A 25050-nucleotide genomic window follows, 5' to 3' on the forward strand; every position below is an offset into this window, starting at 1 on the left:
TAGCTAACAGGATGAGCGAGACCACCAGCGAAAATCTGCTCGGGATCTATTTGAAGGATCGCCGTACCCGGCTCGACGCGGCCGCCTTCGGCTTTGGCGGCAGCCGCAGGCGCACCCCGGGGCTGCGGCGTGAAGAGGTGGCGCAGCGGGCCAATATCAGCCCGACCTGGTACACGTGGCTGGAGCAGGGTCGGGGCGGCGCACCGTCGGCCGACGTGCTCGACCGCATCGCCGGAGCGCTGATGCTGACCGATGTCGAGCGCGAGCATCTGTTCCTGATCGGGCTCGGCCGTCCGCCCGAGGTCCGTTACCAGGCAAGCCAAGGTGTATCGCCGCGGCTTCAGCGCGTGCTCGATGCACTTGAGACCAGCCCCGCCATCATCAGGACTGCGATCTGGGACGTCGTCGCCTGGAACCGGGCGGCCACGCTCGTGCTGACCGACTATTCAAAATTCCCGCCGGAACGGCGCAACATCCTGCGTCTGATCTTCAGTGAGCCCAATGTGCGCGCCGCGCAATATGATTGGGACAGCGTTGCCCGCTTCGTGGTCGCGGCGTTCCGGGCGGATGCGGCGCGCGCCGGCGCGGTCTCCCATGTCGCCGAGTTCGTCGACGAGATGTGCCGTCTCAGTCCCGAATTCGCGAAGCTGTGGGCCGACAACGACGTCCGAAGCTACGGCGAGGGCGTCAAGCGTCTGCGCCATCCCGTGCTCGGCCCGATCGCGTTCGAATATTCGGCCTTCTCGGTCGACGGCCGGCCCGATCTCGGCATGGTCGTCTACAACCCCGCGACGCCGGAGGATGCGCAGTGCATCAAGGCCGTTCTGGCCACGCGAGTCGACTGACGGATGATCCGTTGACGGCGGCGCTCGCGGTGCTTAGCGGAGAGCTAGAACCGCTCCGGCCGGTACGGCGTTGGATCGATCGACGGCGTCTCGCCGTTCATCATCTCTGCGAGCAGGCGTCCGGTGGCGGGGCCGAGCGTAAAACCCTGGTGGCCGTGGCCGAAATTCATCCAGAGGCCGGGATGCCGCGGGGCACGGCCGAGCACGGGCACCATGTCGGGTGTGCACGGTCGGGTGCCGAACCATGGCTCCGGTTCGGCGCGCTTGCCGAGATCGATCAGCTCGCGTGCCGAGGCTTCGGCACTGGCGAGTTGCACCGGCGTGGCCAAAGCATCCGGCCCCGTCAGCTCCGCGCCTGTGGTGATACGGATGCCCTTGGCCATCGGACCCATGGCATAGCCGCTGCCCTTGTCGACCAGCGGAAGGTCGAGCGAGGCGCCGCCGCTGTAATGCATGTGGTAGCCGCGCTTGCGCACCAGGGGAATCCGATAGCCGAACTTGTGCAAGAGATCCGGCGACCACGGCCCGAGGGTCACGACGGCGTTGGCGGCATCGATGCGGCCATTGTCGGTGTCGACCGACCATCCGGTCGCGGTCTGCTGCAGCGACTGCGCATCGCCGAGCGCGATGGTGCCGCCGAGGCGCTCGAACAGATCGGCGTAGGCGGTGACCAGGGCGCCGGGATCGGACACGGTCCAGGTGTCGAGCCAATGGATCGCACCGGGAAGGTCGTCGCGCAGGATCGGCTCTGCCTTGGTCAGCTCGCTGCCCGAGAGCACGCGAAAATTCACGCCGAACTCGCGGCGGTCTTCCTCCGCGGTCTTGATCGCGAGATCGAACGAGGCGGGGTCGCGATGCAGCACGCGATAGCCGGCCCGGCGGATCAGATTGTCGGCATGGGCTTCGCGGATGAGGATGTCGTGCTCGGGCGTCGCATAGGCGATCAGGCGCGACCAGGCCTCGATCGCTTCGCGATGCCGCTTCGGTGCCGAATGCCACCAATAGCGGAGCAGGGGCTCGACATGGCGATGCAGCGAGGACAAGCTGTAGCGCACGTCGTTGGTGCGACCGGTCGCGATCTTCACGAGCGAGGCGAGATCGCGCGGCATCGGATAGGGCCGTACCGCCTCTGCCTGGATCATCCCGGCGTTGCCGTAGCTGGTCTCGCGGCCCGGCTCCCTGCGGTCGACGAGCGCGACGGTCCAGCCGCGCTGCTTCAGATGCAAGGCGGCACTCACCCCTACCATCCCGCCGCCGAGAACGATTGCGCTTTGCATTGGATCTGACCTCGCCAAATCAAAACCGCCCGGCTTGGCCGGGCGGTTTCATCTGGATTTCGTTCTATTCGCCGCCACCGAAACGGCGCGACCACCAGCCGGCGCGACGCGGTGCGGCCGGCGTCTCGCTTGCCGCTTCCGGCGCGGGCTCAGGCGCCGGCGGAGCAACCGGCTCTGGCGCCGCCGCAACCTGGGTTGCCGGCTCGCTCGGGCTGCTCGACAGGAAGCTCACCTTCTCGCGGACGGTGGAGCGGCGTCGTGCCGCCTTGTCGTCGGATGCGGGCTCTTCTTCAGCAGCAGTGGCTGAAGGCGCGGGCTGCATCGGCGTTTCAACCGGTGTCTGCAACTGAAACTCGGGCTGAGACGTTTCGACCGGGGCGATGTGCTCCGAATGCGCAATCGACGGCGCCGTCTCGCTGCCGGAGCTATCGAAATCGGCCACCGCATCGGTTGCTTCCGACGCCGGATTGCCGCCGAGCTCGTCGCCGATGGAGCCGGCGAGACCTTCCTCGCCGCCACCGCGCCGGCGACGTCCGCCGCGACGACCGCGCCGGCGCCGGCGCGCGTCTGCGCCCTGCTGCTCGCCGCGGGCGGCCTGTTCCTCGCCTTCCTCGCTGTCCGGTTCGGCCTCGGCGTCCTCTTCGCCTTCGCTAGCGGCCGCTACAGCCCCTTCAGGAGAAGCGGGAGCGCCATCCTCGCGCGCCTCGCCGTCGCGCTGACCGCCGCGGCCACGCCGACGACGGCGGCGCTTGCGCCCGCGCTGGCCGTCCTGCTCGGGCGAAGCATCGCCTGCGGCTTGTTCTTCTGTGAGACCTTCGGTCTCCTCGGTCTCGACCTCGGATTCCAGTTCGGAATCGAACTCCTCGTCGTCATAGGCCTCCTCGGCCAACGGCGGCGGGCTTGCGGCTGCCTGTGCGGCCAGCAGCGCCTTGGCGGCTTCCAGCGTGTGCACCTGCTCGCCACGATCGATCACATAGGCCTGCGGTCCGCTGACGCTGGCATCAGCGATCACCGCCAGCGTGACCTTGAAGCCGTTTTCGAGATCGCGCAGATGGCCGCGCTTGTGGTTCAGCACGTAGAGCGCGACGTCGGTGCGGGTACGGACCACGAGATTGTGGGTCGCGCCCTTCATCAGGATCTCTTCGAGGCCGCGCAGCAACTGCAGCGCCACCGAGGAGACCGAGCGGACGTGGCCGGTGCCGCCGCAATGCGGGCAGGGATCGGTCGAGGATTCCAGCACGCTGGCGCGGATGCGCTGGCGCGACATCTCGAGCAAGCCGAAATGCGAGATGCGGCCGACCTGGATGCGCGCGCGATCCTGACGCAGGCAGTCGGACAGCTTGCGCTCGACCGCACGGTTGTTGCGCTTCTCGTCCATGTCGATGAAGTCGATGACGATCAGCCCGGCGAGGTCGCGCAGGCGGAGCTGGCGGGCGACCTCTTCGGCCGCTTCCAGATTGGTCTTGAGCGCGGTGTCCTCGATGTGGTGCTCGCGCGTCGATCGTCCCGAGTTGACGTCGATCGAAACCAGCGCCTCGGTCTGGTTGATCACGATATAGCCGCCGGAGCGTAGCTGGACGGTCGGCGAGAACATCGCGTCAAGCTGGCTCTCGACGCCCATGCGCGAGAACAGCGGCTGGCCGTCGCGATACTGCTTCACAGCGCTGACATTGGCGGGCATCAGCATCTTCATGAAATCGCGCGCTTCGCGGTAGCCGGAGTCGCCGGCGACCGAGATCTCGTCGATCTCCTTGTTGTAGAGGTCGCGCAGCGAGCGCTTGATCAGTGAGCCTTCCTCGTAGACCAGCGTCGGGGCCTGCGACTTCAGCGTCAGGTCGCGCACCGTCTCCCACATCCGGATCAGGTACTCGAAGTCGCGCTTGATCTCGGGCTTGGTGCGGGCGGCACCTGCGGTGCGCAGGATGATGCCCATGCCCTCGGGCACGTCGAGATCCTGCACCACTTCCTTCAGGCGCGAACGGTCCTGGGCGCTGGTGATCTTGCGGCTGATGCCGCCGCCACGCGCGGTATTCGGCATCAACACGGCATAGCGGCCGGCGAGCGACAGATAGGTCGTCAGCGCCGCGCCCTTGTTGCCGCGCTCTTCCTTGACCACCTGAACCAGCATCACCTGGCGGCGCTTGATGACTTCCTGGATCTTGTACTGACGGCGCGGACGGAAGGTGCGCTCCGGCACTTCCTCGAGCACGTCGTCACCGCCGACCGATTCGACGACTTCCTCTTCCTCGCCGTCTTCTTCGTCCTCGTCGTCCTCACCGTCGGCGTCCGCAGCCTCGCCATGCGGCGCTTCAGTGGTCTCGCCGGCGGCGTAGACGGCATCGGCCGGTTCGGTGACGGAGGTCACCGCTTCGGCAAAGGTCTCGCCGTGCGTTTCGAAGGCGGAAGCCTCCTGAGGCTCGGCAACGGTCTCGGCCGCGACGACGGGCTCGGCGCCGATGGCTGCGACAGGCGCGGGCGTCTCGTCGGCATGATCGTGGTCGTGATGATCGTGTTCGTCGTCATGACCATGGTCGCCATGATCATGGTCGTCATGATCGTGAGCGTGGTGCTCGTCACCATGGGCGTGATGGTGATCATCGTGCTCATGATCGTCGCGATCATGGTCATGATGATCGTGATCGTGATGGTCGTGACCTTCGTGCTCGCCGTGATGTTCGGCATCGGCGTGCAGGTGCTCGCCCTCATGCGCTGGGCCGCCGGCATGCGCCGGCAAATCCTGGCCCTCGACCGGCTGAGCGGCCGGATCGGCGCCGGCGTCGAGACCCTCGACGATGTCGCTGCGGACGCGCTCGCCATGACCGCGGCGGCGGGAGTTGCGGTGGCGCGAGCGGCGGCGGCCGTGGGAGCGGTTCTCGCTCTCTTCCTCGGCTTCGCGATGGGCCTGCTCCTCGGCCTCGATCAGCGCCTGCCGGTCGGCGACCGGGATCTGATAATAGTCGGGGTGAATTTCGCTGAAGGCGAGGAAGCCGTGGCGGTTGCCGCCATATTCAACGAAGGCGGCCTGGAGCGAGGGTTCGACCCTTGTGACCTTGGCGAGGTAGATATTCCCGCGCAGTTGCTTGCGTTGCGCGGTCTCGAAGTCAAACTCTTCGACGCGATTGCCGCGGACCACGACGACCCGGGTCTCCTCCGGGTGAGTAGCATCGATCAACATCTTGTTGGGCATGTCTTAACTCTTGGCGGCGGCGGGCGCGATCGACCGTGGGCGCGAAGAGCGCTGCCGGGTGACGCGACGGTCCACCTGATTCGGGGGTGAGGGGAAGGCCGAAACGCCGTCTCTCGCGCCTTGCCGAATCGGAAGCCGGAGGACCGAAGCGGCGCGCGGGAGTGTCACTCCGCAGCGTCGCGAATGGTCCTTCAGAATTCGTCGGCACAGTCTGGCGCATCAAGCGTCGGCCCGTATGAAACATTGGGCGGCGGGGCCGCCCCTCAATCAGTTGCTGCTGGCCAGGCATGGCGCGAGCGCGCTCGCCTTGGGGATTACGAACCGCTCCCTTGGGATTAAGGGACCGGGTAACGGGTTACGTCGCTGTCAGAACCGTCCCGGAAACGCAGTGGTAACCGGAAACCGTCCGCCGCCGGGGCTTGCCCCGTTCCGCCTCGCTGCCGCGCACCGCGCTGGTCTTAGAGGGGAACGGAAAAACGCTGGAATCCCAAACCTTGGGCGTTCCGGCGCTGCACCGGGAGGCTGAACGCGACACAACCGGAAATATCGGCCGTCAGCATTCCGTACATACGAGGAATGGGGCATACGTGCAAGGGAGCGTCGCATGCCGGTCACAGTCGGAAAGTTTCGCGTTTCCGTCATTAGGGATCGATTAACCCTGTGGTTCTATTGCGTTAGAGAGGGCTGCTCGGAGGCACGGATTCGGTGGCGAGCCGCACAAATCAACGGGTTTTGCTGGGGGTTGCGCTTCTGTGCGCCGCGGCATTGCCGTGCGCCGATTCCTCGCGTCTGAGTGCGGCCGAGAGCCCATCGCAACCCTCTGTTGCGACGGCGAATTTTCCGATTGCCACGGCGGCGCGCCTGGCCGGCGATGGCAAGCAGACTCGCTTCATTCTCGACCTCGACCAGACCGTCAGCTTCCGCGCCACGACGCTCGCCGATCCCTATCGGGTCGTGGTCGACGTTCCCCAGGTCAATTTTCAACTGGCTCCCGGCACCGGGGCCGGGCGAGGGCTGGTCAAGGCCTTCCGCTACGGCCTCGTGATGCCCGGCGGCTCCCGAATCGTGTTCGACTTGGCCGGGCCGGCCAAGATCACCAATTCCTACGTGCTCGAGGCGGCCAACGGCCAGCCGGCCCGGCTCGTGCTCGAGCTGGAGGAGGTTGATCGCGCGGCCTTCGTGCAGACGCCCGCGCCAGAGAATCGCCCTGAGCTGCGCCCGACGATCGCTGCCGCGCCGCCGGCGACAATTCCTGCCGCTCCTGACTCGGCGCAGCAGAAGCCTGGGGCGCCGGTCGATGGCCGTCCGGTCGTCGTGATCGATCCTGGCCATGGCGGCATCGACAACGGCACCCAGTCGAGCGGCGAGAGCGAGAAGAACCTGGTGCTGGCCTTCGGCCTCGCGCTGCGCGACCGGCTGGAAAAGGCCGGCAAATACCGGGTGGTGATGACGCGGGACGACGACACCTTCATACCGCTCAATGACCGGTCCAAAGTCGCCCGCAATCTGAACGCCGCGCTGTTCGTCTCAATCCACGCCGACGCGCTGCCGAAGGCCGAGGGCGACGCGCAGGGCGCCACCATCTACACGCTGTCCGACAAGGCGTCCGACGCCGAGGCCCAGCGCCTGGCGGATGCCGAAAACCGCGCGGACGCGATCGCGGGCTTCAATCTGGCGGAAGAGCCGACTGATGTCGCCGACATCCTGATCGACCTCACGCAGAGGGAAACCCGTACCTTTTCAAACCGTTTTGCCCATTTGCTGATGGGCGAAATGAAGTCGACCGTGCGAATGCACAAGCATCCCTTGAAGTCGGCCGGTTTTCGGGTGCTGAAAGCCCCCGACGTGCCCTCGGTGCTGGTCGAGATCGGCTACGTCTCCAACAAGGGCGACCTCGAGCACCTCGTGTCCGAGGGCTGGCGGTCGCGCGCGGTGGGCGCGATGGCCCAGGCGATCGACACGTTCCTGGCCAAGCGGATGGCGACGGCGGGGGCTGGCAATTAAAGCAGGGAATGCTGGTTCCGATGTTAAGCCCTAGTTTGGCCACAGCGGACGCTTTATAAAAACGGCGCAGGGGGTTCCGGAATCGACGAGAATCCCGTTCGGCAAGCGTCTTTCGGTCCGGCATTGATAGTATTGAGTAAGGCCGGTGAATTCGCGACATGAGGATGGCGCCCGTTTTGGACGCCTGGAGCTGATCCTGGGATTGAACGGATAAACACATAATGCGCTTGCTTGTGCGGTTCATGGGCTTCCTGTTCGCTGCGGGAACGGTGATGTTCCTCGTCGGTGTCGGTGCCGTGGCAGGCCTGATCTGGCATTTCTCCAAGGACTTGCCCGATTACTCTCAGCTTCAGGATTACGAACCGCCGGTGATGACCCGCGTGCACGCGGTCGACGGCTCGCTGCTCGGCGAATACGCCAAGGAGCGGCGGCTGTACCTGCCGATCCAGGCGGTGCCGAAGCTCGTGATCAACGCGTTCCTCGCCGCCGAAGACAAGAATTTCTACGAGCATGGCGGCATCGACTACACCGGTATGGCGCGCGCGGGTCTGGTCTATCTGCAGAACTACGGCTCCAACCGCCGCCCGCAGGGTGCGTCGACCATCACCCAGCAGGTCGCCAAGAACTTCCTTCTGACCAACGAGGTCTCGTTCGCGCGCAAGATCAAGGAAGCCCTGCTCGCGATGCGCATCGAGAAGACCTATTCGAAGGACAAGATCCTCGAGCTGTATCTGAACGAAATCTATCTCGGCCTCGGTGCCTACGGCATCGCCGCCGCTTCGCTGGTCTATTTCGACAAGTCGGTGAACGAACTCACCGTCGCGGAAGCCTCCTACCTCGCGGCGCTGCCGAAAATGCCGGCGACGCTGCATCCGGTGCGTAACCGCGACCGCGCCATCGAACGCCGCAACTACGTGATCGACCGTCTCCAGGAGAACGGCTGGATCAAGCAGGCCGACGCCGAGAAGGCGCGCAAGGAGCCGCTGGCCGTCACCAACCGTTCCAATGGTGCCCACACCTTCGCCGGCGAATATTTCGCCGAGGAAGTCCGCCGTGACATCTTCGAGCGCTATGGCGAGAAGAAGCTGTATGAGGGCGGTCTCTCGGTCCGCACCACGCTCGATCCGAAAATCCAGGTCATGGCGCGCAAGACGATGGTCGCCGGCCTCGTGAACTATGACGAGCAGCAGGGCTATCGCGGCGCCATGAGCAAGCTCGATATTTCGGGCGACTGGGGCGTGAAGCTCGCCGAGATCAAGTCGCTCTCCGACATCTCGCCGTGGCGCATGGCGGTGGTGCTGGAGACCAGCGACCAGTCGGCGCGCATCGGCTTCCAACCGAACCGCGAACTCGGCGGCGCCGTCAGCAAGCAGCGCGAGACCGGCCTGATCACGCTCGACGGCGTCAAATGGGCGAAGGCGGCTTCAGGAGCTGCGAAGGGCAGGGCCGCGACGTCGGTGGCGCAAGTGCTGCAGCCCGGTGACGTGATCTATGCCGATCCGCTCTACAGCAAGGAAGGACAGCCGGTCGAAGGCCAGTACCGTCTGCGGCAGATCCCCGAAGTGTCGGGCGCGATGGTGGTGATGGACCCCTGGACCGGCCGCGTGCTCGCCATGGTCGGCGGCTTCTCGTTCGACCAGAGCCAGTTCAACCGCGCCACGCAGGCCTATCGCCAGCCGGGTTCGTCGTTCAAGCCGATCGTCTATTCGGCCGCGCTCGACAACGGCTACACGCCGTCGACCGTCGTGCTCGACGCCCCGATCGAGATCGATCAGGGCCAGGGCGCCGGTGTCTGGCGGCCTGAAAACTTTGATGCCGGCAAGTATATGGGGCCGATGACCTTGCGCAATGCGCTGAGACTATCGCGCAACACGGTGACGGTACGGCTTGCGCAAGACATCGGCATGCCCCTGATCGGCGAATATGCGCGCCGCTTCGGCGTCTATGATGAATTGCCCAATTATCTCTCCTACGCGCTCGGTGCCGGCGAGACCACGGCGATGCGCATGGTCACGGCCTATTCGATGCTCGCCAATGGCGGCCGCCGGGTGAAGCCGACTCTGATCGACCGTATCCAGGACCGCTACGGCCACACCATCTTCAAGCATGACCAGCGCGAATGCCGCGGCTGCGACGCGCCCGGCGGCTGGAAGAACCAGAACGAGCCGCAGCTGATCGATCGCCGCGAGCAGGTGCTGGACTCCATGACCGCCTATCAGATCACCGAGCTGCTGGAAGGCGTGGTCCAGGCCGGTACCGCGACCGTCGTGAGGGAAGTCGGCAAGCCGATCGCCGGCAAGACCGGCACCACCAACGAGGCCAAGGACGCCTGGTTCGTCGGCTTCTCGCCCGATGTCGCGGTTGCCATCTATATGGGCTACGACAAGCCGCGCTCGCTCGGCAAAGGCAATGCCGCAACCGGCGGCCATCTCTCTGCCCCGATCGCTCGCGACTTCTTCAAGCTCGCGCTTGCCGACAAGCCCGCGGTCCCGTTCAAGGTGCCGGCCGGCATCAAGCTGGTTCGCGTCGTCGCCAAGACCGGCATGCGCGCCAGCCCGGGTGAAACCGGTGGAACCATCCTCGAGGCCTTCAAGCCGGGCACGGCGCCGCCGGATAATTACTCGGTCATCGGGGTCGCCGACGCAGACGGGCGCGGCGGCATGCCGTCTTCGCAACAGCAGCCGGATTCCGGCTTCCTCATGCGGCCGGGCACCGGCGGGCTGTGGTAGCGGATAACGCCTAATGCAGGCGAGGCGGGCGGTTGCGCTTTGGCGCCGCCGCCGTTACATCCGCGTTGCAAATCAAACGCGGAGCAATTCCGCGAGACCAGAGAACGACATGCGCGCCGAAATCGAACGGTTGGTAGAAGAGATCAAGCAGTCAGTCGGGCTGCTGAGGAGGCATCTTTGACGTCGAGAAATCGACGGCGCGCCTCGCTGAGCTGAACAAGCTCGCAGAAGATCCCAACCTCTGGAACGATCCCCAGAAAGCCCAGAAGCTGATGCAGGAGCGCACCTCGCTGGAGGATTCGCTCTCGGGCATCGGCAAGGTCGAGCAGGAGCTCGAAGACGATATCGGCATGATCGAGCTCGGCGAAGCCGAGGGCGATACCGGCGTCGTGGCCGAGGCTGAAGCCGCACTTAAGAATCTGAAGAAGGAAGTGGCGCGGCGCGAGCTCGAAGCGTTGCTGTCGGGCGAGGCCGATCGCTTCGATTCCTATCTCGAGGTCCATGCCGGCGCCGGCGGCACCGAGAGCCAGGACTGGGCGCAGATGCTGTTGCGCATGTACACGCGCTGGGCCGAAACGCATGGCTTCAAGGTCGAGTTCCTCGAAGAGTCCGAGGGCGAAGAGGCCGGCATCAAATCCGCGACCATCCAGGTCTCCGGCCACAATGCCTATGGCTGGCTGAAGACCGAGGCCGGCGTGCACCGCCTGGTGCGGATCTCGCCGTTCGATTCCAACGCGCGACGGCACACCTCGTTTTCGAGCGTGCAGGTGTTTCCCGTCATCGACGACAGCATCAAGATCGACATCAAGGAAGCCGACGTTCGCACCGACACCATGCGCTCGGGCGGCGCCGGCGGCCAGCACGTCAACAAGACCGAGTCCGCGGTGCGGCTGACGCATATTCCGACCGGTGTTGCGGTGGTCTGCCAGGCCGGCCGCTCCCAGCACAAGAACCGGGCGCAGGCCTGGGACATGCTGCGCGCACGCCTTTACGAGATCGAGCTGAAGAAGCGCGAGGAGAAGGCCGCCGCCGACCAAGCCGCCAAGACCGATATCGGCTGGGGCCACCAGATCCGCTCCTATGTGTTGCAGCCCTATCAGATGGTGAAGGATCTGCGCACGGGCGTGCAGACCTCCGACACGTCGGGCGTGCTCAACGGCGAGCTCGACGACTTCATGGCGGCAACGCTGGCGCAGCGCGCCTTCGGTACCACCGGCGCTGACATCGAGGACGTGGACTAGCATGCCCCGCGTCGCTTTCATCGGATTGGGACGGATGGGCCATGGCATGGCCGGCCGCTATCTCGACGCCGGCTTCACGGTGACGCTGTGGAATCGCAGCAGGGCAAAAGCAGAAGACCTGATCACGCGCGGCGGGCATTGGGCGACCTCGCCTGAGGATGCTGCGATCGACGCCGACGCCGTCGTGACCATGGTCGCCGACGACGAAGCTTCGCGCGCCGTCTGGCTCGGGCCGAACGGCGCAGCCAAGACGGCGAAGGCCGGCACCATCGCGATCGAGTGCTCCACCGTCTCCTATGACCATGCGCGCGAGATGGGCCGCGAGCTCAATGCGCGTGGGCTGATCTATATCGATTGCCCCGTGACGGGATTGCCGGATGCGGCCGCGGCCGGAAAACTGACGCTGCTCGCCGGTGCTGACGCGGCCGACCTCGAACGTGCGCGGCCGTTCCTCGAACCGATCGGCTCGACCATCCGCCATTTCGGCGCGGTTGGCTCCGGCACGGTCTACAAGCTCATCAACAATCTCCTGGGCGCGATCCAGATCGCCGGCCTCGCCGAGGGCCTCGCGATCGCCGAGCAGGCCGGGCTCGACATGAAGCTGGTGCTGGAGTCAATCCAGGCTGGCGTCGCTGCCAGCCCGCAAGTGCAGCGCCACTCCAGGCGTATGGTCGCCCGCGACTTCAGCGGCGCGACATTCACGGCGGCGCTGCGGCACAAGGATGCCGCCTACGCCGTGAAGCTCGCCGAGAGCCTGCTGGCCGACAAGCCGCTGGTCTCACGCGCCGCCGTCGAGTCCTACGCGCAGGCCAAGGCCGCGATGCCCGATGACGACGAAGGCAAGATGATCGAGCTGGTCTCGCGGCCGAAGAAGCCGTCTTAAGCGGGGGCGTATCGATATGGGGCAGCCTCGATCGGAACGCGGTCTCGGCATTGCCCTCGTTACCGCGGCGGCAATTGCCTGGAGCACCGCCCCGTTCTTCACGCGGCTGCTGCCGTTCGATCCCTGGACCATCCTGTTCTGGCGCGGTCTGTTCGGCGGCAGTCTGATCTCGGTGCTTCTCGTCCTGATGCAGGGGGCGGACGCGCTGCGGCAATTGGTGGTGCCGGGACGCGGCGGCTTGCTCGTGGCGTCATTGTCCGCCATCGGCATGATCTCGTTCATCCCCGCGCTTCAGATGACTGATGTCATGAATGTCGCGGTGCTGATCGCGACCCAGCCGTTCGTCGCGGCGGCGCTGGCGTGGCTGTGGCTTGGCGAAGCCGCGACATGGCGTACGCTGCTCGCCAGCCTCGTCGCGTTTGCCGGCGTTGCCATCACCGTCGGTGGCATCAGAGCCGGCGCCGATATCAGCGGCGTAGCCCTGAGCTGCCTCATGGTGCTCGCCATCTCGGCGATGACGGTTGTCGTTCGGCGCCACAGGGAGACCTCCATGGTCGCGGCGGCAGCACTGTCGAACTTCATCGGCAGCCTCGTCAGCCTGCCGTTCGCCCATGACATCGCCCATGTCAGTGGCCATAACCTCGCGATCCTCGCAATGTTCGGCTGCCTCCAGGTCGCGCTCGGCCTGACCTTCTACATGCTCGGCTCGCGCCTGCTGCCGTCAGGACAGGCCTCCCTGATCGCGACGCTGGAGACGCCGCTGATGGCGTTCTGGATCTGGGTCGGCTTTCGCGAGGTGCCGGCCATGCATGCGCTCATTGGCGGCGCGCTGGTGATCGGGGCGGTGATCGCTGATATCGCGGGCGACGCCCGTTCGCGCCGATCTTCATGGGCATCGTCTTGTCGGAAATCGGGTGGCGAGATGCGTCGCGCCGGCCTAGGCGGCAGGTCCGACCGCCGAGGTAAGACGCATGCCCTTCAATGATAACCGGATCGACGCGCGAGACTGGTCGTTGCTCGCGGTGCTCTCGATCCTTTGGGGCGGGTCGTTCTTCTTCAACGGCGCGGCACTACGGGAATTGCCGCCGCTGACGCTGGTGTTCCTGCGCGTTGCGCTGGGTGCGGCCATTCTGCTCCCGATCCTGCGCATGCATGGGATCTGCTTTCCCAGCGGCGTGGCGGGCTGGCGAGCCTTCGCCGTGATCGGACTGCTCAATAACGTCATTCCGTTCTCGCTGATCGTGGCCGGGCAGACCTTCATTCCGAGTGGTCTGGCGTCGATCCTGAACGCGACCACGCCGCTGTTCACGGTGCTGGTGATGGCCGCGGCGGGTGAAGAGGCGCTGCAGGCGCGACGGGTGGCAGGCGTGGCGCTGGGCCTCGCCGGCGTGATCATCCTGCGGGGATGGGGGATCGAGACGCGGACCGGGCAGGGGCTCGGCATTCTGCTCTGTCTCGGCGGCGCATTCAGCTATGGCTTTGCGGCGCTCGCCGCGCGGAGGTTGCTGAAGGACTCGCCGCCGCTCGGCACCGCGACGTTTCAATTGATGGCATCGACGGTGATGATGGCGATTGTTGCCGGTGCGGTTGAGCAGCCATGGCGTCTTCCCGTTCCGGGTCTGGCGACCTGGCTTGCGGTGCTAGGCCTCGCCGCGCTCTCGACGGCGCTGGCCTACATCGTCTTCTTTCAGATCATACGGCGTTCTGGCGCAACCAACGTGATGCTGGTGACGCTGCTCATTCCCGTGACCGCGATCCTCCTGGGGTGGCTGGTGCTGGGTGAGCCGATCGCCATGCGCGAGATCGCGGGCGCGATCGTCATCGGCAGCGCGTTGATCGTGATCGACGGACGGGCGCTGGGGATGCTGCAGCGCGTCGGTTAAGTTCCTGGCCGGCGTTTCACTCTGCGGAAAATCCTGCCGCTTGCCAGTCGCCGGCCACCTTGCGACACTCTCCACAAAACAAGACTACAAAATAGGGGAGAGAACGATGCCGGGTCGTCGCAAAAGCCTTGCTGCCCTCGCCATGCTTGCTGCCGGAGTGCTCGTTACCACACCGGCCTTGGCACAGACCTTGGCGCAGAAGAAATACGATCCCGGGGTCAGCGATAGCGAAATCAAGATCGGCAACATCATGCCCTACAGCGGACCGGCATCGTCCTATGGCGTGATCGGCAAGACCGAGGCCGCGTTCTTCAAGATGATCAACGATCAAGGCGGCATCAACGGCCGCAAGATCAATTTCATCAGCTATGACGATGCCTATTCGCCGCCCAAGGCGATCGAGCAGGCGCGCAAGCTGGTCGAGAGCGACGAGGTGCTGCTGATCTTCCAGCCGCTCGGCACGCCCTCGAATTCCGCGATCATGAAATACATGAACGCCAAGAAGGTGCCGCAGCTGTTCGTCGCCTCCGGCGGCACCAAGTTCGGGGACCCGAAGAACTTTCCGTGGACCATGGGTTTTCAGCCCAACTACCAGAGCGAGGGGCGGATCTACGCAAAGTACATCCGCGACAATTTCCCGAACGGCAAGATCGCGGTGTTCTGGCAGAACGACGACGCCGGCAAGGACCAGTTCAAGGGGCTGAAGGACGGCCTCGGCGACAAGGCCAACATGATCATCGCCGACAAATCCTATGAGGTCAGCGATCCCTCGATCGACTCGCAGATCGTCGCCTTGCACGATTCCGGTGCCGACATCTTCTTCTCATGGGCCGCGCCGAAGGGCTCGGCACAGGCGATCCGCAAGGTCGGCGAGCTCGGCTGGAAGCCGAAATTCTTCCTGGCCAACACCGCAACCTCGGTCGCCTCGGTCCTGAAGCCTGCCGGCCTCGACTATTCCAAGGGTATCATCTCGACCATCTATCTGAAGGACCCGACCGATCCGACCTGGGACAAGGATCCGGCCATCGTCAAATGGCGCGAGTTCATGGACAAATATTACCCCGACGGCGACAAGGCCAATTCCAACAACGTCTACGGATACGTGCAGGCCGAGGCGATGGCGCAGGTCCTGAAGCAGTGCGGTGACACGCTCACGCGCGACAACGTCATGAAGCAGGCCGCAAGCCTGAAGAATTTTCACACCGACCTGATGCTGCCCGGCATCATGGTCAACACGTCGCCCGACGATTACTTCCCGATCGAGCAGATGCAGCTGATGCGGTTCAACGGGCAGGCCTGGGAGCTGTTCGGCGACGTCATCACCGGCGAAGTCGGCCACGAGCGTAGCCAGTAGTCAGGACTGGGGGCGGACCTGATTCTTCAGGACCACGCCGCCGGCGACGCCGACGAGGCCTATTGCGCCGCGACCAGGCGTTCCGGGGCCGCGTACTGCCCGAGGAAGTCGCGGGCCTGGGTCTCGTAACCAAAACGCTCCGCAAGCTCGGAGCGGCGTGCCCGGATTCGGCCGCGATATTCCTCCCGCCGCGCCAGCACGCGGGTGACGGAGGCGACGATCGACTCGGTCGCGAACGGATCGAAATAATCGGCGAGCTCGCCCGCAACCTCGCGGAACACGGCGATGTCTGAGCACAGCACCGGCGTGTTCGCGGCCAGCGCCTCGATGATCGGCACGCCAAAACCCTCGGCGAAGCTCGGCATGATCAGGCCGTGCGCCCCGGCGATCAGCGCGGCCTTCTCATGCTCGTCGACATAGCCGGCGAAGCGGACGTTCGGCGGCAGATTGTGCATCCGGCTGATCTGGCCGGCATAGCCGATCACCACGAGATCGGCCTGGGGGATGTTGCGGAAGGCGCGGACGACGGTAGCGATGTTCTTGCGCGGCTCGTTCGAGACGATCACGACAAAGCTCGCCCGCCCCGGACGCCCCGACAGGGCTGGGAGGTGCAGGACATCCGGGGCGTCGAACCGGGTGCGGGGATACACGACCCGCGCCGGCAGGTGCGCAAATTGCGGTAACAGGTCCCTGAACCGCATCATGCTATAGTTTGAAACGAAGGCGAGCTCGTCGGCCTGACGCAGGCTGGTGAGCAGCCGCGACAGGAACAACCGCGTCGCGACGTCGCTGAGCTTGAGATCGGTGAGCGGCAGCAGGTCGTGCACGACGCAGATCACCTTGGCATCCGGCCTGCGCCTCACCGACACCCGTGTCGGCGTGTCGATGACGATGACGTCATAGTCGCGCGCCTCGATCCGCGGCGGCGGCAGCATCAAAAAGGCCGAGGAGTCCTGATAGCTGTAGAATCCGGGCTCGAGCTGGAAGTCGCGGAACAGTTCGAGGTGGCGCAGATCCGGCGGGATGTATTCGAGAGCCGCGGTCCGGTTCTCGATCAGCCGCGCGCGCAGGCCGCGCAGGCCGATTGCACGCAGGAAGCAGGCGACATAGTCCCACGATACCGACATGGTGGCCTTGTGGCGGAGCCAGTCGAGCGTGCGCCGCAAGCCGCTGCGCGTCACCGGCTCGCTCATGTTGATCTCGTCGAGGAACCGATAGAGCGCCAGAAGCTCGATGTTGCGCGACTGCGTCGGGAACAGTTTTGTGCGCCGCTCGCGCCGGCGCAGCTTGCGGTAACGCCGCGTGGTCTCGACCAGCAGGGTGAGCTCATGGCCTTCGGCGGCCAGCGAGCGCATCAACTCGCGCGTGAAATGGAAGATGCCGCGCTTGTGGTTGGGCTCACCGAGCGCCTCGGACACGACAAGGATGTTCTGTTTCATGCGCGTTTCTCGCGAAGCTCGAAGGCGTGAGTGATCGGCGGCTCGACCGCGATGGTCGAGGTGATGCGGCCGTGATCAAGATTGATGATGCTGGTGCAGGTGCGGCGCAGCAGCGGCTGGTCGTGCGAGGCGATGATCACGATCGCGGCCTGCGAGACCAGGTTCTGCAGCCGGCGCTCGGCTTTCTCGGCAAAATGCTCGTCGACCACGCTCAGCCATTCGTCGAGCAGGAGGATGTCGGCCGGAAAGGCGGTCGCGGTCGCGAACAGCACGCGCATCAGCATGCCCGAGGAGAACATTCGCAACGGCAGCCGCTGCATGCGCTCTTCGAGCTCGGTGAACGCCCAGATCTCGTCGATCACGGCACGGGTCGGCTTGCGGCCACTGATGCGCAGCAGGAGGGCGATGTTGTCCTCGGCGATGAAGTCGAGGTTCACGCCGGCATTGAGGCCGAGCAGGGGCACGACATTGCCGCTGATCGCGACGCGACCGCTGCTCGGCGGATAGACCCCGGCGATCAGCCGCAGCAGCGTCGATTTGCCGGAGCCGTTGGGGCCGGCAAGCCCGATGCGCGCGCCGGCCTCGGCCGCGATGCTGACATTGTCGACGGCGCGGATGATCCTCATCTCGCCCTTCTCGCGGATGAGGTGGCCGAGCAGCCGCCGTTTCAGCGAGAAGTCGTAGGCGCCGTAGAGGGGATAATCGAGACAGACATTATGCAGGCTGATCGAGGCCATCGGTCAGATCCAGAAGGCGGCTTTACGCAAATGGACCAGCGTCAGCACGCTCGCACAGAGCAGCAGCGCCAGCGCGACGAGGACATAGATGATGCTGGTCGCATCGACATGGCCGCCGGCCAGCGGCTCGCGCCACACCGCGAACAGATGGGTCAACGGGTTGAGCCGCATCACGGTCGAGCGGTGATTGATCATGTCGGCGGACCAGATCACGGGCGAGGCAAGGAAGGCCAGCATCAGCGTGGACTCGATGATCGGCTTGAGGTCGCGATACCGGGTCGCCAGCGCGCCGAGCACGAGGCTAAGTGCGAAGGTGCAGATCACGAACAGCGAGAGGCCCGGGAGCGCTGCGAGCGCGCCGGAGAGATCGTGCGGTGTGAGCAGCAGCCAGAGAATGAGCGGGACGCAGGCGTTATGCAGGGCGAACAGGCCCTGGCGGAACGTGCATTGCAGCAGGAAGATCACCGGCGGCAGCGCCCGGTCGCGGATCAGGCTCGCGGAGTTCTGGAGGGCCGTGGTCGCATCGAGCACGACGCTGTTGAGGAAGGTCCAGGCCGTCATCGAGAGTGCGAGCATCGGCAGGCGCGCCAGCATGTCGGCATTCGACATCTGGCCGATCACCGAGCCAAGCACCGCGACCACGATCGCCATCTGGAGCGACATCCAGAACGGACCGAGCAGCGAGCGCACATAGCGGTGGCGCATGTCGGACCAGGCCAGCGCCGCGGCGATCTGGACGCTGTCGCGCCAGCCCGTCGCCTGTGGTTGCTCATTCACGGGGACCTGCTCGTCGCAGGGCGCGGTGACGGCCGCGCGGTAGACGGATTCCATGCCTTCCTTGAAGGCCGTCGCGGAATAGCGGCTCACGGCGCGGGTCCGGGCCGAAAGCCCCATGCGGCGGCGGCGCTCGGGATCGCGGATCAGGGCGTCGATGGCCTCACCGAGTTTCTCGGCGTCGCCCGGCGGCACGGTGATCGCCTCCATGCCGTGGCGGGCCACACGCGGCACCGCCGTGTCGAGCGCGGTGTTCACCACGGGGCGGCCGGCAGCCATGGCCTCGAGCTGGGATAGGCCGAATGTCTCGGCATTGGTGACGGACGGCATCACGAAGACGTCGGCCAGGCACATCAGCTTGATGCGTTCGCAATCGCTGACGGAGCCGAGCAGGCGGACGCGGTCGCCGAGGCCGAACTCGCTGATCAGCTGCTCGAGCCGGGGCCGCTCGGCACCTTCGCCGATGATCCAGACCTCGAACTGGCGGTCGACGGCGGCGCGGATCAGCACGTCGTAACCCTTGTAGGGCACGAGCCGGCCGCAGGCGAGCACGAGGCGGCCGCGATCGTTGACGTGGTGCGGGTCGATCTTCGGCCAGTCATAGAGACTGGTGTCAATGCCGAACGGCACGACATGGCATTTGTCTTCGAATTCCCGCAGCAACGCCGTCTCGTCGACCATCACGCGGTCGGAAACGATGATCGCCTTGGCCTGGCACAGCGTCCGCCGCATCAAGGGCTCGATGAACCAGCGCAGGCCGGCATGGGTGACGATGTCGGCGTGCCAGTGCACGACCAGCGGCCGCTTGCGGCCGAATCCGAAGGCGAAGACGAGGTCGGCGAGCGGGAAGGGCGCGTGGAGCGCCAGCAGGTCGTGCTCGCCGATCTTCTGCCACAGCCGCCAGGGATAGGTGGGCGCCACCGGCAGCGACAGCACATTGCCGAACGAGCGAACCCGCTCAACCGGCACGTCGTTGACGACGATCTCGCGTTCGACCGATTGCGAGCAGGTCAGCACGGCGGAGGCGAAGGCGTCCTTCAGGCTGGCGCAGATGTCACGGATTACCGTGAGCGTGCCGCCGAACAGGTCGGGATAGTAGACCTTGAAGATGTGCAGCACCGACGGACGGCGCGGGGGAGAGCTGGTGTGATGCATGACGGTGTCAGCCCGCGAGCAGTGCTGCGACGAACGGTGCGGCGAGCACCGAGATGAAGATCACGCCGCGCAAAAGCGCCGGCAGCATCGGCTGGATCGCGACGGCACGGCTCCTTTCGGGAGACGGTACCGCACGCAGTGAACTGGAATTGCGGACCAAGCGGTAAGCCATGGGTGTGAGTCCCTTTACGTCGCGCCCTCAGTGGCGGTTGGTCTACGTGGGAAAATTTACCACGTCAATCGCGAAATGGGAAAATGTGGGATTGTGTCCCACGTGTGGCCCGCGTACAATTCAGACATGAATGCCAAGTCCGGGCCCAAAGCGGCGGCTCCAGAGCCGAATGCCGCCGCGAAGCTGCACGCGCCGCTGGCGCGGCTGCTGCGCCCGCTCGTGCGGCTTTGCATCCGTAGCGGCATGACCTTTCCGGCCCTGGCGCAGCTGCTCCGCGAGCTCTTCGTCAACGTCGCCGAGCATGATTTCGCGCTCGAAGGCAAAGAGCAGACCGACAGCCGCGTCAGCCTTCTTACCGGCATCCACCGCAAGGAGGTGGCGCGGCTGCGTGGAGCCGGTGCGCCCGTGCACGAGACGCCGGCGGCGCTGTCGCTGACGAGCGCGGTGATCGCGCGCTGGCTCGCCGCGCCCGAATTCACCGACGCGAAGGGCGAGCCGCTGGCTTTGCCGCGCACCGCCGAGGGCGATGCGCCGTCATTCGAGCAACTCGTCGCCTCCGTCACCAAGGATGTGCGCCCGCGCGCGGTGCTCGACGAATGGATCGACCGCCAGCTCGTCACCATCAACGCGGCCGACGAGATCGAGCTGGTGGAGGCGGCCTTCGTTCCAAGTGGCGCGGACGACAGCAAATGGCATTATCTAGGCCGCAATCTGCACGACCATATCGCGGCCGCCGCCGAGAATGTGTCGGGGCCGGCGCCGCGCTTCCTCGAACGCGCGGTCCATTACAACAATATCTCGCCGAAGCTTGCGAAGCGGCTCGAAGCGCGCTCGCGCGAGCTCGCGATGGACGCGCTGAAGACCGCCAATCGCGAGGCCAATCGCGCGCTCGCCAAAGACAGGGGGGGCGACGCCCGCTGGAATTTCGGAATCTACATCTACAGCGAAGATGCCGATGAGGAGGGCGAGGCCAAGGAAGCCAGTAAGGTCGGCGGCAAAGAGGGCAGCTCGTCATGAGCCGGCCGCCGCTGATCTCTCGCCGTTTGCTGCTGACCGGATTCTGGCTCGCCGGAACGGCGATTGCGCGCGCGCAGGTCAGGCGCGGCACCGATCAAGGCATCGGCGGCACCGGAATCACGCGCGGGGACGATCACGGCATCGGTGGCACCGGCATCGTCGGCATCATCCAGCGTTTCGGCAGCATCTACGTCAATGGCGAGCGCGTCACCTATGCGAGCGACGTGCCGGTACGGATCGACGGCGAGGCGGCGAGCCCGAAGGCGCTGCGCATCGGCCAGCTGGCGCGCGTGGTCGCGACACGGCAGGTCGACGGCACGCTCGTCACCCGCAACATCGCGATCGCGAGCGAGGTCTCCGGGCCGATCGAATCGGTGAAGGGCAATGAACTGACGGTGTTGGGTCAGAAGATCGTCGCGGGCAGCAAGGACAGCAAGCTCCGCGCGGGCGCGCACGTCGCTGTCTATGGCCTGCGCCGGACCGACGGCGTGATCGTCGCTAGTCTCGTCGAGCCCCGCCACGCCGCCGCCGAGCGCGTCACGGGCCTGGTCGAGCGCGGACCCGAAGGGCTGCATATTGGCGGGTTGAAGCTCGCCGGAGTCGATCCCTTGCTGGTCGGCCAGCGCGTCCAGATCGAGGGCAGGGCGAGCCAGGGCGCGATGCAGGCCGCGCGCACGCGCATCGACGATTTCTCGGATCTCGTCGGCGCGAGCCGCCTCTCGATCGAAGCCTACGTACAGCGCGCAGGCTCCAGCCTGCAACTCGGCTCGGGGCTCGTTGCCCGTGACAGCTCACGCTTTGGCCCGGCGGCGGGCGAAGCGCGCATGGTCGTCAATGGCGTGTTCGATCGCTCGCGCGGGCTGCAGGTCGAGTCGACGCAAGCGATTGGCCCGAGGTCAGGCGCACCTCAGCCCGGCGGCGGCAATCCCGGCCGTTCGCCCGGCGGTTCGATCATGCATCCGGACCGCGGCACGCCGAACCCGGGTAGCAGCCAGCCGGGCAGACCGGCTGCGCCTGGATCGAATCCCGGTGGCAATCCCGGCTCCGCGCCCACGGGACCGACTGGCCCGACAGGCCCCGGCGGCTTGGGCTCGCCCGGCGGCCCGATGGGCCCCGGTGGCGGAATGGGTGGTGGCGGCTTCGGTGGTCCCGGAGGCGGGATGGGCGGCGGACGGCGCTAAGGAATCCGGATCGGTCGCATGGTGTGGTGATCCCTGTTTCGTCATCTGCTTTCCTCAATGGGCGGGGCGCGGCTCGCCGCTCGTTCCGGATCCAGCGGCATCGAATATCACCGTGTCATTACCTGTCGTTGCCGCGGAATGGTCCGCCGCCAGCAGAATGTAGAACGCCGGCACCACGAAGAGGGTGAACAGCGTTCCAATCGAAAGTCCCGAGGCAATCACCAGCCCCATGTTGAAGCGCGAAGCTGCGCCAGCACCGGACGCAGTGATCAACGGCATCACGCCGATGACCATGGCCGCTGTCGTCATCAGGATCGGGCGCAGCCGGATCGCGGTCGCTTCGATGACCGCATCCCGCTTGGAGCGGCCGGCATGCTGCAACTCGTTGGCGAACTCGACGATGAGAATGCCGTGCTTGCTGATCAGCCCCATCAGCGTGACAAGGCCGACCTCGGTGTAGATATTGAGGCTCGCGCCCTTGATGCCCAGCATGATGAAGATCATGGCACCTGCGATCGACATCGGCACCGAAACCAGGATGATCAGGGGATCGCGGAAACTCTCGAACTGCGCCGACAGCGCCAGGAAGATAATGATCAGGGCAAACCCGAAGGTGGCGGCAAAACCGGATGATTCCTGAATGAACTGCCGCGACTGTCCGCCATAATCGATGGTGTAACCTTTGGGCAGGGTCCGGTCCGCGATCTCCTTCAACGTCGCGAGCGCTTCCCCGGTGATTACACCGGGCATGGCCACGCCGGAAATGGTGGCGGCATTGACCTGCTGGAAATGGTTCAGCGATTGCGGCACCGTGGTCGTTTTCAGCGACGCCACCGTCGACAGCGGGACAGCCGTGCCGTCCGAGGTCTTGATGTAATAGTCGAGCACCTGATCGGCGTTCAGCCGCTGACGCTGCTCGACCTGCGGGATGACCTTGTAGGAGCGGCCGTCCAGGCCGAAATAGTTGACATACCCGCCGCCCAGCATGTTGCCGAGTGCGCCGCCGATATCGCTTAGCTTAAGCCCGAGCTGTGCGGTCTTTTCGCGATCGATCAGCACCGTGGTTTGCGGCTGGTCCACTTTCAGGTCGTTGTCGAGGAAGATGAACTTGCCGCTTTTCAGAGCCTCGGCGGTGAACGCCTTCGCGATGCCGTCGAGCCGGTCGAACGGGTCCGTGGTCTGGATCACGAACTGGATCGGAAGGCCGCTCGCCCCGGGCAGTGGCGGCAGTTGGAACGCGACGATCCTGGCACCGGCGACACCTGCCATCTCCTGCTGAACGACCGGCTGCAGATCCGCCGCGGTCTTGTCTCGCTTGTCCCAGGGCTTGAGCACCCAGCCCGCGATCGAGCTTCCAACCAGATCGAGCTGAAACACCGCCGCGGTTTCAGGATGGGCGGAAATGCGTCGGTAAACCTCGGCAGAATACAGCAGCTTCTGCTGAAGTGTGGCGTTCGGCGCAAGCGTCGATTGCATCAGGATCGCGCCCTGATCCTCTTCCGGCGCCAGTTCGTTCTTGGAATTCGTGTAGAGCCAGTAGATGCTGCTCAAGATCAGGGCTGCGAACACGACCGTGACTGGGATCGTCTTCATGCTCGATTCGAGCAACCCCCGGTAGCGGTGTTGCAACCACTCCATCCGGGCGTCGATGAACCCGACGATGCGATCGTTCAGCGTTGGCTTGCCGGTGTTCGGTGGCTTGAGAATGAAGGCGCAGCACATCGGCGTGAGTGTCAACGCGATGATCGCCGACACAGCGACTGCGCCCGCGAGTGTAAAGGCGAATTCGGTGAAGAGCGCGCCGGTCAAGCCGCCCTGGAATCCGATCGGCACGTAGACCGCGATCAGCACAACGGTCATGGCCACGATCGGACCCGATAGCTCCCGCGCGGCGATGATCGCCGCCTGCAGCGGCTTTGTGCCCTCGGCCAGATGGCGGTTGACGTTCTCGACGACGATGATGGCGTCGTCGACCACGAGGCCGATTGCCAGCACCAAAGCCAGCAGTGTCAGGAGGTTGATCGAGAAGCCGAGCGCCAGCAGCAGTGTGAAGGTGCCGACCAGCGACAGCGGTATGGCGATCACGGGGATAAGCACCGAACGCCATGAGCCGAGGAACAGGAAGACCACTACGGTGACGATCAGGAGCGCTTCGACCAGCGTGTGGATCACCTCATCGATCGAGCTGTTCACGAAGTCGGTGGAGTCGTAGATGATCTCGGAATTCATTCCCTCCGGCTGCTGCGCCCTGATGTCGGGATAGACGGAGCGGACGCCTTTGATGACGTCGAGCAGGTTGGCGTTTGGCGCGACCTGGATGCCGATGTAGACGGCTCGCTTGCCATTGAAGCCTACTGACGAGTCATAATCCTCCGAGCCGAGGGTGACGTTCGCCACATCGGACAGCTTGACGTTGGACGAGCCCGCCTGCTTGACGACGAGGTCACGAAATTCCTGCAGAGACTTCAGGTTTGTGGCGGCGGTCAGATTGACCTGCACCATCTGACCTTTTGTGGTGCCGAGGCCGGCAATGTAGTCGTTGCTGGACAGCGCGGTCGATACATCGGAGGCGGTCAGCCCGTAGGCCGCGAGCTTGATCGGATCCAGCCATGCGCGCAACGCGAAGGTCTTGTTGCCCAGCAGTTCCGCAGTTTGCACGCCCGGCACGGCCTGCAGCTTGGGCTGTACCACGCGGATCAGATAGTCGGTGATCTGGTTCGGAGCCAGTACGTCGCTGCTGAAGCCGAGATACATGGCGTCAATGGTCTGACCGACCTTGACGGTCAGCACCGGTTGCTGCACGCCGCTCGGCAGCTGGTTGAGCACCGAGTTCACCTTTGTGTTGATCTCGGTCAGCGCCTTGCCGGAATCGAAGTTCAACCGCAGGTTGACGGTGATGGTCGAGGTGCTGGATTGGCTGGTCGACGTCGTGTAGTCGATGCCATTGGCCTGAGCGATGGCATTTTCCAGTGGCGTGGTGATGAATCCTGCGACGATCGCCGAATCCGCCCCGTAATATGTCGTCGTCACGGTGACGATCGCGTTCTGCGTGCGTGGATACTGCAGGATCGGCAGCGAGGTCATGGACTTCAGACCCAGCACCAGGATCATCAGGCTGACGACTATGGCAAGCACCGGCCGACGAATGAAGATGTCGGTAAAGGACACGTTT

At 65.1% G+C, this 25050-nt stretch carries 18 protein-coding genes; 11 read left to right on the forward strand and 7 right to left on the reverse strand.

Annotated elements, in window-relative coordinates; genetic code table 11:
- The first annotated feature begins 11 nt into the window (after nucleotides 1–11).
- Complete coding sequence (locus tag YUA_RS0111920) at nucleotides 12–845, forward strand: helix-turn-helix transcriptional regulator (RefSeq protein ID WP_027530902.1); 834 nt, start codon at nucleotides 12–14, stop codon at nucleotides 843–845.
- A 44-nt stretch (nucleotides 846–889) separates the two neighbouring features.
- Here YUA_RS0111920 and YUA_RS0111925 read toward each other — a convergent pair whose 3' ends face one another.
- Both YUA_RS0111925 and YUA_RS0111930 read right to left on the reverse strand, forming a co-directional pair.
- Nucleotides 890–2122, reverse strand: coding sequence for an FAD-binding oxidoreductase (locus YUA_RS0111925; protein WP_027530903.1), 1233 nt, complete (start codon nucleotides 2120–2122; stop codon nucleotides 890–892).
- 64 nt (nucleotides 2123–2186) lie between these two features.
- Complete coding sequence (locus YUA_RS0111930; RefSeq protein WP_305728011.1) at nucleotides 2187–4487, reverse strand: ribonuclease E/G; 2301 nt, start codon at nucleotides 4485–4487, stop codon at nucleotides 2187–2189.
- 123 nt (nucleotides 4488–4610) lie between these two features.
- Here YUA_RS0111930 and YUA_RS52465 point away from each other — a divergent pair, with 123 nt between their 5' ends.
- From YUA_RS52465 to YUA_RS0111965, 8 genes are all read left to right on the forward strand, one after another.
- A complete protein-coding gene (locus tag YUA_RS52465) occupies nucleotides 4611–5399 on the forward strand; it encodes a hypothetical protein (RefSeq protein ID WP_305728012.1) in 789 nt (262 codons plus the stop codon).
- A 615-nt stretch (nucleotides 5400–6014) separates the two neighbouring features.
- Nucleotides 6015–7313, forward strand: a complete 1299-nt coding sequence (locus YUA_RS0111935) for an N-acetylmuramoyl-L-alanine amidase (RefSeq protein ID WP_027530905.1) — start codon at nucleotides 6015–6017, stop codon at nucleotides 7311–7313.
- A gap of 221 nt (nucleotides 7314–7534) precedes the next feature.
- Nucleotides 7535–10042 carry a penicillin-binding protein 1A gene (locus tag YUA_RS0111940; RefSeq protein WP_027530906.1) on the forward strand — a complete coding sequence of 836 codons (2508 nt, stop codon included), beginning with the start codon at nucleotides 7535–7537 and terminating at the stop codon, nucleotides 10040–10042.
- 109 nt (nucleotides 10043–10151) lie between these two features.
- Nucleotides 10152–11283, forward strand: a protein-coding gene (gene prfB, locus YUA_RS0111945) for a peptide chain release factor 2 (RefSeq protein ID WP_156947099.1) whose coding sequence is annotated in 2 segments (ribosomal slippage) — nucleotides 10152–10220 and nucleotides 10222–11283 — 1131 coding nt in all. Because the reading frame shifts where the segments join, the coding sequence is not laid out codon by codon here.
- 1 nt (nucleotide 11284) lies between these two features.
- Nucleotides 11285–12166, forward strand: a complete 882-nt coding sequence (locus YUA_RS0111950) for an NAD(P)-dependent oxidoreductase (RefSeq protein ID WP_027530908.1) — start codon at nucleotides 11285–11287, stop codon at nucleotides 12164–12166.
- Nucleotides 12167–12182: 16 nt separating this feature from the next.
- Nucleotides 12183–13151 (forward strand): DMT family transporter, encoded by a 969-nt coding sequence (locus tag YUA_RS43835; protein ID WP_245285145.1) that lies wholly within the window; start codon nucleotides 12183–12185, stop codon nucleotides 13149–13151.
- On the forward strand, nucleotides 13138–14049 hold the full coding sequence (locus YUA_RS0111960) for a DMT family transporter (protein ID WP_027530909.1): 912 nt from the start codon (nucleotides 13138–13140) through the stop codon (nucleotides 14047–14049). Before YUA_RS43835 ends, YUA_RS0111960 begins: the two co-directional genes overlap by 14 nt.
- 106 nt (nucleotides 14050–14155) lie before the next feature.
- The gene (locus YUA_RS0111965; protein ID WP_027530910.1) at nucleotides 14156–15403 is read left to right on the forward strand and encodes an ABC transporter substrate-binding protein; all 1248 of its coding nucleotides are present in this window, start codon (nucleotides 14156–14158) and stop codon (nucleotides 15401–15403) included.
- A 59-nt stretch (nucleotides 15404–15462) separates the two neighbouring features.
- Here YUA_RS0111965 and YUA_RS0111970 read toward each other — a convergent pair whose 3' ends face one another.
- Genes YUA_RS0111970 through YUA_RS50970 form a run of 4 tightly spaced genes read right to left on the reverse strand, consistent with a single transcriptional unit; the run spans nucleotide 15463 to nucleotide 19680 of the window.
- On the reverse strand, nucleotides 15463–16842 hold the full coding sequence (locus YUA_RS0111970; RefSeq protein WP_027530911.1) for a glycosyltransferase family 1 protein: 1380 nt from the start codon (nucleotides 16840–16842) through the stop codon (nucleotides 15463–15465).
- Nucleotides 16839–17579: an ABC transporter ATP-binding protein gene (locus YUA_RS0111975; protein WP_027530912.1), complete on the reverse strand. Its 741-nt coding sequence runs from the start codon at nucleotides 17577–17579 to the stop codon at nucleotides 16839–16841. Before YUA_RS0111975 ends, YUA_RS0111970 begins: the two co-directional genes overlap by 4 nt.
- A 3-nt stretch (nucleotides 17580–17582) precedes the next feature.
- Nucleotides 17583–19508, reverse strand: a complete 1926-nt coding sequence (locus YUA_RS0111980; protein WP_027530913.1) for a glycosyltransferase — start codon at nucleotides 19506–19508, stop codon at nucleotides 17583–17585.
- A 7-nt stretch (nucleotides 19509–19515) separates the two neighbouring features.
- Nucleotides 19516–19680 (reverse strand): hypothetical protein, encoded by a 165-nt coding sequence (locus YUA_RS50970; RefSeq protein ID WP_198029405.1) that lies wholly within the window; start codon nucleotides 19678–19680, stop codon nucleotides 19516–19518.
- Nucleotides 19681–19806: 126 nt separating this feature from the next.
- Between YUA_RS50970 and YUA_RS0111990 the strand changes: the two genes are divergently transcribed.
- Nucleotides 19807–20697 (forward strand): DUF6502 family protein, encoded by an 891-nt coding sequence (locus tag YUA_RS0111990; RefSeq protein ID WP_027530914.1) that lies wholly within the window; start codon nucleotides 19807–19809, stop codon nucleotides 20695–20697.
- Complete coding sequence (locus YUA_RS0111995) at nucleotides 20694–21878, forward strand: DUF5666 domain-containing protein (protein WP_027530915.1); 1185 nt, start codon at nucleotides 20694–20696, stop codon at nucleotides 21876–21878. Before YUA_RS0111990 ends, YUA_RS0111995 begins: the two co-directional genes overlap by 4 nt.
- A gap of 54 nt (nucleotides 21879–21932) precedes the next feature.
- On the opposite strand, the gene YUA_RS0112000 is transcribed toward YUA_RS0111995, so the two are convergent.
- The gene (locus YUA_RS0112000; protein WP_027530916.1) at nucleotides 21933–25046 is read right to left on the reverse strand and encodes an efflux RND transporter permease subunit; all 3114 of its coding nucleotides are present in this window, start codon (nucleotides 25044–25046) and stop codon (nucleotides 21933–21935) included.
- Nucleotides 25047–25050: the final 4 nt, after the last annotated feature.

Origin of the sequence: Bradyrhizobium sp. WSM3983 (assembly GCF_000473045.1) — a bacterium.
Classification (GTDB): domain Bacteria; phylum Pseudomonadota; class Alphaproteobacteria; order Rhizobiales; family Xanthobacteraceae; genus Bradyrhizobium.

Excerpts from the sequence above, each read along its gene's own strand:
- YUA_RS43835 (WP_245285145.1), top strand. The coding sequence starts at position 12,183 with ATGGGGCAGCCTCGATCGGAACGCGGTCTCGGCATTGCCCTCGTTACC.
- YUA_RS0111965 (WP_027530910.1), top strand. The coding sequence starts at position 14,156 with ATGCCGGGTCGTCGCAAAAGCCTTGCTGCCCTCGCCATGCTTGCTGCC.
- YUA_RS0111990 (WP_027530914.1), top strand. The coding sequence starts at position 19,807 with ATGAATGCCAAGTCCGGGCCCAAAGCGGCGGCTCCAGAGCCGAATGCC.
- YUA_RS0111940 (WP_027530906.1), top strand. The coding sequence starts at position 7,535 with ATGCGCTTGCTTGTGCGGTTCATGGGCTTCCTGTTCGCTGCGGGAACG.
- YUA_RS0111980 (WP_027530913.1), bottom strand. The coding sequence starts at position 19,508 with ATGCATCACACCAGCTCTCCCCCGCGCCGTCCGTCGGTGCTGCACATC.
- YUA_RS0111975 (WP_027530912.1), bottom strand. The coding sequence starts at position 17,579 with ATGGCCTCGATCAGCCTGCATAATGTCTGTCTCGATTATCCCCTCTAC.
- YUA_RS50970 (WP_198029405.1), bottom strand. The coding sequence starts at position 19,680 with ATGGCTTACCGCTTGGTCCGCAATTCCAGTTCACTGCGTGCGGTACCG.
- YUA_RS0111925 (WP_027530903.1), bottom strand. The coding sequence starts at position 2,122 with ATGCAAAGCGCAATCGTTCTCGGCGGCGGGATGGTAGGGGTGAGTGCC.
- YUA_RS0111960 (WP_027530909.1), top strand. The coding sequence starts at position 13,138 with ATGCCCTTCAATGATAACCGGATCGACGCGCGAGACTGGTCGTTGCTC.
- YUA_RS0111995 (WP_027530915.1), top strand. The coding sequence starts at position 20,694 with ATGAGCCGGCCGCCGCTGATCTCTCGCCGTTTGCTGCTGACCGGATTC.
- YUA_RS52465 (WP_305728012.1), top strand. The coding sequence starts at position 4,611 with ATGATCGTGGTCGTGATGATCGTGTTCGTCGTCATGACCATGGTCGCC.
- YUA_RS0111970 (WP_027530911.1), bottom strand. The coding sequence starts at position 16,842 with ATGAAACAGAACATCCTTGTCGTGTCCGAGGCGCTCGGTGAGCCCAAC.
- YUA_RS0111950 (WP_027530908.1), top strand. The coding sequence starts at position 11,285 with ATGCCCCGCGTCGCTTTCATCGGATTGGGACGGATGGGCCATGGCATG.
- YUA_RS0111920 (WP_027530902.1), top strand. The coding sequence starts at position 12 with ATGAGCGAGACCACCAGCGAAAATCTGCTCGGGATCTATTTGAAGGAT.